This is a genomic window from Rhizobium ecuadorense, from assembly GCF_001187535.1.
Lineage (GTDB): Bacteria > Pseudomonadota > Alphaproteobacteria > Rhizobiales > Rhizobiaceae > Rhizobium > Rhizobium ecuadorense.
This window is the reverse complement of sequence record NZ_LFIO01001884.1, coordinates 1-209: the sequence shown is the minus strand read 5'-3', so window position 1 is coordinate 209 and position 209 is coordinate 1. Positions and strand designations below refer to the sequence as shown.

Sequence of the window (209 nt, the reverse complement as noted above, 5' to 3'; positions counted from 1 at the left end):
GAATCTGGGCGCGGTTATGCGTGGTCGCATTCGACCAGGCGGAGGCGGCCTGTGCGGCAACCACTGCATTGCGGATGTCCTTGCGGTTGCCTTCGCCGACCTCACCGATCGCCTTGCCCTTGGGGGAGGTGATGACACGGGAATAATTGCCGTCCGGGCGCGCCTGCTTGCCACCGATGAAGAGCTTTGCCGTCCGGTCGATACTGGGC

At 64.1% G+C, this 209-nt stretch carries 1 protein-coding gene; it reads right to left on the bottom strand.

Translation table 11 applies throughout. The features are described from left to right. Positions 1–209 (bottom strand): hypothetical protein (locus AF337_RS39255; protein WP_152971382.1); only part of this gene is annotated, 209 nt, incomplete at both ends.